We start from the raw sequence: 7,635 nt of genomic DNA, 5'->3' as shown, positions 1-7,635 counted from the left end.
AAAATATGATTTTAAATATCCTTTGATAATAATTTGATAGTAATATTTAAAACATTTAACGCCCGAATGATGATAGTAAATACTGATCGCCATCATTTCACTGGTACTCATTTTGGAGACAGCTAAACTTTCTCCTGATTCAACCATGTGTTTTTCAAAACACTTACAAAAATCGTCGCAGTCAATGAAAATTTCTGTTAATTTTGTCGTTAGCAATGTTAGTCGGCTCATGATGTGTTCTTGTTTTTGTGCAATTACAAAAATACATTAGAGTCGGCAATATTGCTTTTTTTTGTTGTAAAAAATTGATTATCAGTTTGTTATATCAATAACTCACGTTAATTAATAAGTTGTTTATCAAGTGATTGAAGCATCTTTTTGACATTCTCAATAATTTCAAAATTATCGTGATGATTACCATCAATACAATCTGAGATGGCTAAGATGTTATACTTGTTATCACACATGACCAAATTATTTACAGTTTTTGCTCTTTTCCGACGTTGCCATTTAACATTTTCACCCGCAGCGGCGGCCGCCCTTTTTTTGAAGGCGTATGAGTTCCGTCTAATTGTAAACATTCGAGAGCTAATTTATCAGAAATAATTGAAGTTGAAGATTCAAATAATCGTTTAAAACTGTCATCTTTGCTCCATTTAGCATAATGATAATAAATATTTTGCCAAGTAACCAGTTGATTGTCAGGCTTTAGTGTTCTCCAAGAACAGCCAGATTTTAATACATATAGAATTGTATTGAAAATGTAATGATAGCTGACTTTCAAACGATTATGACCAATTTTGTGGGTCAAATGTGGTAAAATATAAATCTCAAAATCTGATTCTGAAACATTCACAGGTAACTTATTCATAGGATTTTATGATAAAGATACTTAAAATTCAACTAAACAACTTTTATTATAAAAAAGACAACTCATATTAGTTGTTAATTCATGCCAACTCGTTTTTTCCATTGCTCCAACTCATAAAGAACACGTGAAGGCATTAATCGGCTGTAAGATTGTATTTGTCGAGCATTCTTATGTCCCATCATAACTTGGACTACTCGTTGCTCAAACATGAATTCATTTTCTAACATACTGGCGAAAGTTTCTCTGAAATCCGAAATTCGGAGAGGATGCTCCAAATTTGTGTCAATTTTAGCGATACTGGCAAGGTGTTTTAATTCTTTGTTCAAATCAGAGTCGTCTGGACGAGGTAAAGCTTCTATTGAGCCATATTTTTCAATAATAGCTTGAGCTTCATCCAAGAGTATAGGCATAGACCAAGTGTCAGATTTTTGTCTTTGTACTCTCCAACATTTTCCCATTAGATGTTCACTCTTTAAATTAATATAATCAATCCAACTGAATCCTGTGTGCATTAGAAATTGAGCTATATCTTTTGCTCTTTCCAAAGATGGAATATCGACCGCCTGTAAAGCAGCTCTTTGAGCAGGAAGCAGATATTGAGGTGGTTTGTCAGCGTCATATTTTAATTCAAGCGAAACAAGTGGCATAGCATCAAGGTATTCTTTTTTTACTGCAAAAGCCACTAAGTCAAATACGAGCGTTAAGTGTTTGTTTCGATAGTTTCTGCAGAATTTAAGGTTATTATCTTTATTCTTTTGAGACATTAGCCAATTTTCAAATTTATCCAAATCTCTGTGGCGAATGCAGTCGATAGGTTTATTCTTACCAAAGAATTCATAAATGTTATTCATCCGAGAGCGATAACTTTTTTGGGTTAACTCTTTAATTCCTCGTTTTTGAATCTTGTGTTCTAAGAATTCTGTATAAATTCTTTCAACCGAAGGAGTAGTTTTTCGTTGAGTAGCCTTGATTATTTTAGCAGAGTCAGGGTCATAGTGCCGACGAATGTGATTATAAGTGATAGGTTCATCGGGATACAGTAGAGGTAGTACATCTACGATATTTCGCAATGTTTGCTCTGTATCACGCAGTCTTTTATTAACAAATTCTGCATTATAGTACGCAGAATCAACCCATTCACCATCTGCAGAGTCTTTACCAAGATAAGTCCACCAATACTTTTTGGGAATTTTAATTTTGAGAGAAAAAGCTGTATCTCTTGGTTGGTCTTCCAGAATAAGTTGGCAAGTAATAACTAATTCCTCAGATGGTTGTGTACATTTCCCGAATCCTCGTAGATAGAATAGTACGTTTAACATTGTTTTTTTTCATTAGACTTGAATTTTTGTTTATTCAAGTATTAATACGAAACAAATTCCTATCGGTAACGCAAGTCACATAAAAATGTGTCAGCAACAAAATAGTGTCAGCAGTATGAATAAACCAAGATGCGGTGGGAGGTCATTTTGATAAGTTTCTGATAATCAGGCATAAAAAAAGGTGTACATTATTGATGTACACCTGTAACAACTTACTTTTGTAGTCCGTACGGGATTCCTAAAGCTCTGATTATATGTCAATTATAGGTACGTAACCTAATTCCTTAGTAAATTTCTTAGTGTTGCAAGCAAAAAAAAGAATTGACGTATTTACTAAGCTTTTGAAAATTTCCAACACTGAATTTCTCCTCTAATTCAAAGGCTCTCATCTTCCAGCGTTGTGCTTCTGTATTTGCTTCGTCTAAAAGACGTTGCCACATTCCTGTTGGTTTTGTCTCTATCTCAATAAAGTAACCTATATTTGTCTCTAAAGCTTTACTAATTGCTTCAACAGTTGATACTTGTAAACTGTTATGTTCAATCGCTTTTCTTAAACCATTTGCAGTCATGCCAATTTTTTCGCAAAGCTCGCCTTGCGTCATACCTATTTCTTTAAGTCGGTATTTTAGCTTATTTGAAAAATCTTTCATTTGTTTATATTTGTTAATGTTTAATGTAAATTTGAAAATATTAATTGCCAACCTTAGTTACTTTTTTTAGTTGTGAAATCAGATTGTCATGTTTTTTTTGTAAATCCTTATTCTGTTGAATAATAATGATTATGACAAAGCCTATAATCAACATAGTCGTTATTAAAAAATTAATGATATAATTTGCAAAAGGTGGATTGAATTTAGGTATTAAGTAAGTCAAAAATGATAGTACTATAATAATAGTTATGATAACTCCATTTATCTGAAAAAAAGTCTTTATATCTTTAATTTCCAATTTTTTGCTTTCATAAATATTAATAACAGAAAAGAAAAATACTGCTAAAAATAAGAGTATAAACCAAAATGATGTACTTACTACGTGATAAACTAACGAATATTCAATTATGGAATCTGTATTAGCTGCTATCGGTGTCTTGACCGTTTTAGATAAACTTGCACTTGTTGTGGTGAAAATATTAGAGAATAAATCTAAAAAATAGTTGCTTAAATTTTTAGACTCTATGATTTCATCTTGTAAACTCAAAAGTTTTTTGTTGAGTGCATTGTTTCCATGTGTCTTTACAATTAACTCTTGAATAGCTACTGCTTCTTCTATTTTACTTTTAGTTCTCCAGTGTGAAGAAAAACCAAAATGGTTATCAACAATTAATATACTTGCAACTACCGAAATAATAACCCAAAGTTTATGGCTTACTTTATAAGTGTTGCTTAAAAATATTTCTAACAATTTGGTTATCCAATCCATTTTTACAAACCTAATAACTCCTTGATTGCCATTAATACAAATAAGATTAAGGTAATGATTGCTACAATCTTTATGCCTTCTATTCTGTCTGGGTGCATTAGTTACTTCCTAATATTTTGTTTTTCTTTTCTTGATATTCTTCTTCAGTCAAAATACCTTTTTCTTTCAATTCATGAAGTTTTTCTAAATCGGTTAAATTATTAGCCTTTTTTGCTTCATCTACACTTTTCAACATAGATTCCTTATAAGCAATATCTGTTAATTTCTCAGATGCTAATGTGAATATTACGCCAATTAATGGGCTTAAAAATAAGGATAAGAAAAATGCTCCTGCTCCTCCAATTTTTCTATAAGTTCCGAGTATCCCAACTAAAATTGTAAATACAAACCAAGAAAGATAAATCATAATCTAAGTGTTTTAAAGGTTAATAGATAATATTTGTAAAATAAATACGAAAAAAAGTGTGTAAAAATTTGCAAAGCAAACTTTTGTTCGCATATTTGTACCGTCTTACAAACAAAAGTAAGACAACACAACGACAAAACAAGTAAAAGTAAGATTAAATTATCAAACGGTCATGCCAACATTACAAGAAATAGCATTTGCTTTTCACTCTAAACATCGAACTGATAGAGGTCGTATTGGCCATGCTATTGCCGAAAGAATTGGGCTAAAGCGTCAGCAAGTGTTAGCTCGTTTGCGTGGAGATGTACCCATTGCAGATAGTGAAATGGACGCATTTTTAGAGGAACTTAAATTGCCTAAGGAGTCATGATAAAGGTTATCACACAAAAATACCGTGGGTTTGGTAAAGACCACGGTATTGAAACAAAATTGAAAATCCTATTCTTGGGTATTCCTATTTATGTCAGAGAGATAAGACATGAAGGTTATAAGGACTAATATTCAAGAGAGAATAAACGAAAGTCTTGGTCGTCAATTGATTGTATCTGTTGGTTTTCTTTATCCCAAAATTTTAGAGATATTTTTTTTAAATCATCGGAGATAGAATAAACTGTAAGCCTAACACTACCTGATTTTAAGCTTACAGTGTTGCCAATTTTGAATTGATTTTCTTCCATGTTGAAATGGGGGTTTAAGTGTGAGTAATTTGTTTATTTAGACATTTCAAATATACAACATTTAGCCCTCATTTTGTATATAAACATTAAATCCCCCAAAAGGGAATTAAGCGAAAGTCCGAAAGAGGACGAGTAGGAAAGGTCAGTTAACTTGGTGGTTATGACCTTTTAATTACGGGTGTGGTGTAGTCAGGTGCATAGTAATAATGGTAAGCTATTACAAGCGTAGGTTCAAATCCTACCACCCGTGCAAATTGCGGATTAGAGCAGTAGGTAGCTCGCAAGGCTCATAACCTTGAGGTCGCAGGTTCGAGTCCTGCATCCGCTACAAGTCCACTTTAAGATTTTAAGGACTTAAAAAGTAAAATCTGAAGATATACTCGGAGGCGAAGACTTCAGGAACTCGTGTTGGTTCGATTCCAACTATATCGCAACAAATCAACGTGGTTAGATTGGGTCAACGGTGGGAGGTTATTTGTGTACGCCTCCCCCGTTTTATTACCCATGAAGACATTTTTTTTAGATTGGGATAGGCTGGTTTAGCCATGCCCTGCGTGGCTAAACACTTTACTATGGATAGTCTAAGAATTGCAGCTTATTTAATGCTGTTCATTGCTTTTTGCTTATTTATAATAGCCATTTGGCTTTTTAAAGAGGTTATTTTGCCAGATTTCAAGGTGAAACTTTTGTTATGGAACTTTTTGAATAAACTCCCCCAGTGGGGGAGACTTATTTCAAGAATCTTTTAATAATGACCTTATGAAAACAATAGTGCCACTTGTGGCTTTGGGAATACTGGTTTTGTATGTATTCAAAACAAAAAGGTCATAATGAGATACTATAAGTTAGACCCGAATGTATTACGAACATACCTTGCTGCAAAGGTTTGGTATGCCGTAAATGATGACAATACCGCTTATACGGCATCTGTGTTAGGTGAAAATACCAAAGAGCCGTGGGGAGTCAATGAAGAGTACGACGAGCCGTTAGACTTGTCAGATTGCACCGAAATTACCAAGTCTGCTTATATGCAGATTTACGAAAAGGTCATTGACCTTAACACTGTTTAGCATTAACTATTTAACAATAATAATTCTTACTTCTATGAAATACATTCTAAATAATTCCCCTCCAGCTTAGTGTTTTTATATCGCCCCCGAATGCGTTCGAGTGTAGCTACATCGGACTGTCATTCAAGACATATTCAAGACGCCCCTAAATCGTCATGACGGAAAAATATTGCCCAAAATTTGGGTATTTTTTTCAAGCCCGATTTTACTGTTAATCGGTTAGGGGTTTGATGTGTCAAACCCTAAAAAAAATCTTGTAAAGATGTTTTCTAAGTGTTTTACAAGTTTTACTGGTGTTTTCAAGTTGTACAACAATGTTTGCAAACAGTGAAAAAAAATCAAAAAATTCCATAATCAAAAAGCAAAATGAGCAATAAATTACCGAAAGGCGACCGCCTTAATGCAACCTATCGACACGAATTTTACCAAGAGCAACGCACGTCACCATTTGTTGGATATTCCAAAATGTTAGGACACGCTGAGGCAAAAGATAAAGAACATTTACTTGAGCAGTATATTTCAAGAATGCTCAAAAACGGATACCTTGACCGCTCTTATTGCATGAACTTTTACACTAATAACCAACAGGGAAATGGTCTCGATGAATTGTTGGTGAGTATTACACCATTTCAATTTCAAATTCATGGTGCAGCACAACTTTTTCCACATTTGAAAGATATGCTACAAAAGTTTTTTGCCAATAAAAATGACCCCACTAAGCAACAACAGTACCTCGCCTCCAGAAAACGAAGTGGCTCGCAAGTAGAGCCATTCTATGATTTTAAATTGACCTTCACTTCTGAACAGGCACTTATAGACCATTGCAATGAGGTCATACGCCGATTTGGCGAAGACCAACGCCCACGCCTAAAAGGATGGTATTGGAAGATGAGAGAAATAAATAATTTCGTCAATGCTTAAAGTCACGATTAGATTATCTGAAGCAGAGTATTGCATCATGCAAGCTCACACTTCCTACTGGTTGAATTGGTGCTTTGCACATTACAAGCATTCTAATACGATTAGAGTCGATACAGAGCCGATAGTCGCACAAATGTTTGGTAAATATTTTTCTAAGAAAACCTCAGAGCTTTCAAAGTTCCCGAAAGCAGGAAAGGCATTTGAAATTGAACATTACGAAATTATCGCATTCCTTGATGTAGTCAGTAAGAGCGATAAGCCAACAGCAGACCTTTGTAAGATTTTGAAAGAAGATGCAGCCAATTGGAAACCATCACTTTCAAAGCCTAATTTCGAGAATTGGTATAACTCGTCAGAGAATAGAATTTTAGCTGAATTTTTCGGGAAATTTGAGGATTTAGACGACGTGGAATATGAGTATATGATTAATATTTATAACCATAAAAATTTGCCAGTACCGCCATGAAATATGACTTTTTGAAAGTAATCCAATGGATTATATTTTGCCCGATTCTCATACCCATTGTTTTTGTCTTAGAGCAAAAACAAGTTTTCATTAATATCAAAAACTATATCTTAACCGATATTCAAACCCCAAGTACACAAGATGAATTTTAGCAACGAATTACAAACTGCGTATTCACACGTTTGGAATCCAGAAATCCCAACTTTTTCGCCTGAAGCTTTCTTAGGAAAATTAGAACAACAAGGCTTTACCATCGTGCCAATTCCAGCACGGCAGGTTCACGACATTGACAGGCTCATTAAAGCGGAGCAGATAATTGCTCTTCAAAGCAAATTACTTCTTATGCGAGCTGATGAAATTTTTGTGAGACAAAGGGAACTTGTTGAATTACGAAACACCGCAGTTAGAGAATATTATTTTGAATATAAAACTAACGTGGAATTAGATGGAAAAATCTGAAATCTATCAGTTTGCTCCGACGGATAA

At 34.0% G+C, this 7,635-nt stretch carries 12 protein-coding genes, 1 tRNA gene and 2 pseudogenes; 8 read left to right on the top strand and 7 right to left on the bottom strand.

All coding sequences use genetic code 11. From position 1 onward, the window contains the following. The 6 genes and pseudogenes from LV89_RS24895 to LV89_RS25595 all read right to left on the bottom strand — a co-directional run. Positions 1–231 (bottom strand): annotated as a pseudogene (locus LV89_RS24895) (IS982 family transposase); the annotation flags it as partial. 247 nt (positions 232–478) lie between these two features. Then, positions 479–871 (bottom strand): transposase, encoded by a 393-nt coding sequence (locus tag LV89_RS10155; RefSeq protein WP_109742778.1) that lies wholly within the window; start codon positions 869–871, stop codon positions 479–481. Positions 872–945: 74 nt separating this feature from the next. Next, positions 946–2,190, bottom strand: a complete 1,245-nt coding sequence (locus LV89_RS10150; protein WP_109742777.1) for a tyrosine-type recombinase/integrase — start codon at positions 2,188–2,190, stop codon at positions 946–948. Positions 2,191–2,486: 296 nt separating this feature from the next. Beyond that, the gene (locus LV89_RS10145) at positions 2,487–2,840 is read right to left on the bottom strand and encodes a helix-turn-helix domain-containing protein (protein WP_146199131.1); all 354 of its coding nucleotides are present in this window, start codon (positions 2,838–2,840) and stop codon (positions 2,487–2,489) included. A 40-nt stretch (positions 2,841–2,880) separates the two neighbouring features. Then, the gene (locus tag LV89_RS10140; RefSeq protein WP_109742775.1) at positions 2,881–3,609 is read right to left on the bottom strand and encodes a hypothetical protein; all 729 of its coding nucleotides are present in this window, start codon (positions 3,607–3,609) and stop codon (positions 2,881–2,883) included. Between the two features lie 97 nt (positions 3,610–3,706). Beyond that, positions 3,707–4,015, bottom strand: coding sequence for an SHOCT domain-containing protein (locus LV89_RS25595; RefSeq protein ID WP_109742774.1), 309 nt, complete (start codon positions 4,013–4,015; stop codon positions 3,707–3,709). A gap of 172 nt (positions 4,016–4,187) precedes the next feature. On the opposite strand from LV89_RS25595, the gene LV89_RS10130 reads away from it, so the two are divergent. Together LV89_RS10130 and LV89_RS25805 are read left to right on the top strand one after the other, a co-directional pair. Next, entirely contained in the window at positions 4,188–4,385 is a 198-nt protein-coding gene (locus LV89_RS10130; RefSeq protein WP_109742773.1) for a hypothetical protein, read from the top strand. After that, entirely contained in the window at positions 4,382–4,513 is a 132-nt protein-coding gene (locus LV89_RS25805) for a hypothetical protein (protein ID WP_262509859.1), read from the top strand. The genes LV89_RS10130 and LV89_RS25805 overlap by 4 nt, the downstream gene beginning before the upstream one ends. On the opposite strand, the gene LV89_RS10125 is transcribed toward LV89_RS25805, so the two are convergent. After that, positions 4,510–4,692 carry a hypothetical protein gene (locus LV89_RS10125; protein WP_109742772.1) on the bottom strand — a complete coding sequence of 61 codons (183 nt, stop codon included), beginning with the start codon at positions 4,690–4,692 and terminating at the stop codon, positions 4,510–4,512. The two genes, LV89_RS25805 and LV89_RS10125, sit on opposite strands and share 4 nt — an antisense overlap. Positions 4,693–4,866: 174 nt before the next feature. Here LV89_RS10125 and LV89_RS25155 point away from each other — a divergent pair. From LV89_RS25155 to LV89_RS10095, 6 genes and pseudogenes are all read left to right on the top strand, one after another. After that, positions 4,867–4,942 (top strand): annotated as a pseudogene (locus LV89_RS25155). 5 nt (positions 4,943–4,947) lie between these two features. After that, positions 4,948–5,020 (top strand) — tRNA-Met (locus LV89_RS10120). Positions 5,021–5,522: 502 nt separating this feature from the next. Further along, positions 5,523–5,762, top strand: a complete 240-nt coding sequence (locus tag LV89_RS10110) for a hypothetical protein (RefSeq protein ID WP_109742770.1) — start codon at positions 5,523–5,525, stop codon at positions 5,760–5,762. Positions 5,763–6,128: 366 nt separating this feature from the next. Further along, a complete protein-coding gene (locus tag LV89_RS10105; protein WP_146199130.1) occupies positions 6,129–6,683 on the top strand; it encodes a hypothetical protein in 555 nt (184 codons plus the stop codon). Then, positions 6,676–7,149, top strand: coding sequence for a hypothetical protein (locus tag LV89_RS10100; protein ID WP_146199129.1), 474 nt, complete (start codon positions 6,676–6,678; stop codon positions 7,147–7,149). The genes LV89_RS10105 and LV89_RS10100 overlap by 8 nt, the downstream gene beginning before the upstream one ends. A 141-nt stretch (positions 7,150–7,290) precedes the next feature. Beyond that, positions 7,291–7,608: a hypothetical protein gene (locus LV89_RS10095; RefSeq protein WP_109742767.1), complete on the top strand. Its 318-nt coding sequence runs from the start codon at positions 7,291–7,293 to the stop codon at positions 7,606–7,608. Positions 7,609–7,635: the final 27 nt, after the last annotated feature.

The organism is Arcicella aurantiaca (assembly GCF_003148625.1).
Classification (GTDB): domain Bacteria; phylum Bacteroidota; class Bacteroidia; order Cytophagales; family Spirosomataceae; genus Arcicella; species Arcicella aurantiaca.
This window is presented reverse-complemented; position numbering and strand designations above follow the sequence as displayed.

Coding starts and splice junctions, on each gene's coding strand:
- LV89_RS10100 (WP_146199129.1), top strand. CDS start 6,676: ATGCTTAAAGTCACGATTAGATTATCTGAAGCAGAGTATTGCATCATG.
- LV89_RS25805 (WP_262509859.1), top strand. CDS start 4,382: ATGATAAAGGTTATCACACAAAAATACCGTGGGTTTGGTAAAGACCAC.
- LV89_RS10110 (WP_109742770.1), top strand. CDS start 5,523: ATGAGATACTATAAGTTAGACCCGAATGTATTACGAACATACCTTGCT.
- LV89_RS10140 (WP_109742775.1), bottom strand. CDS start 3,609: ATGGATTGGATAACCAAATTGTTAGAAATATTTTTAAGCAACACTTAT.
- LV89_RS25595 (WP_109742774.1), bottom strand. CDS start 4,015: ATGATTTATCTTTCTTGGTTTGTATTTACAATTTTAGTTGGGATACTC.
- LV89_RS10155 (WP_109742778.1), bottom strand. CDS start 871: ATGAATAAGTTACCTGTGAATGTTTCAGAATCAGATTTTGAGATTTAT.
- LV89_RS10105 (WP_146199130.1), top strand. CDS start 6,129: ATGAGCAATAAATTACCGAAAGGCGACCGCCTTAATGCAACCTATCGA.
- LV89_RS10095 (WP_109742767.1), top strand. CDS start 7,291: ATGAATTTTAGCAACGAATTACAAACTGCGTATTCACACGTTTGGAAT.
- LV89_RS10130 (WP_109742773.1), top strand. CDS start 4,188: ATGCCAACATTACAAGAAATAGCATTTGCTTTTCACTCTAAACATCGA.
- LV89_RS10150 (WP_109742777.1), bottom strand. CDS start 2,190: ATGTTAAACGTACTATTCTATCTACGAGGATTCGGGAAATGTACACAA.
- LV89_RS10125 (WP_109742772.1), bottom strand. CDS start 4,692: ATGGAAGAAAATCAATTCAAAATTGGCAACACTGTAAGCTTAAAATCA.
- LV89_RS10145 (WP_146199131.1), bottom strand. CDS start 2,840: ATGAAAGATTTTTCAAATAAGCTAAAATACCGACTTAAAGAAATAGGT.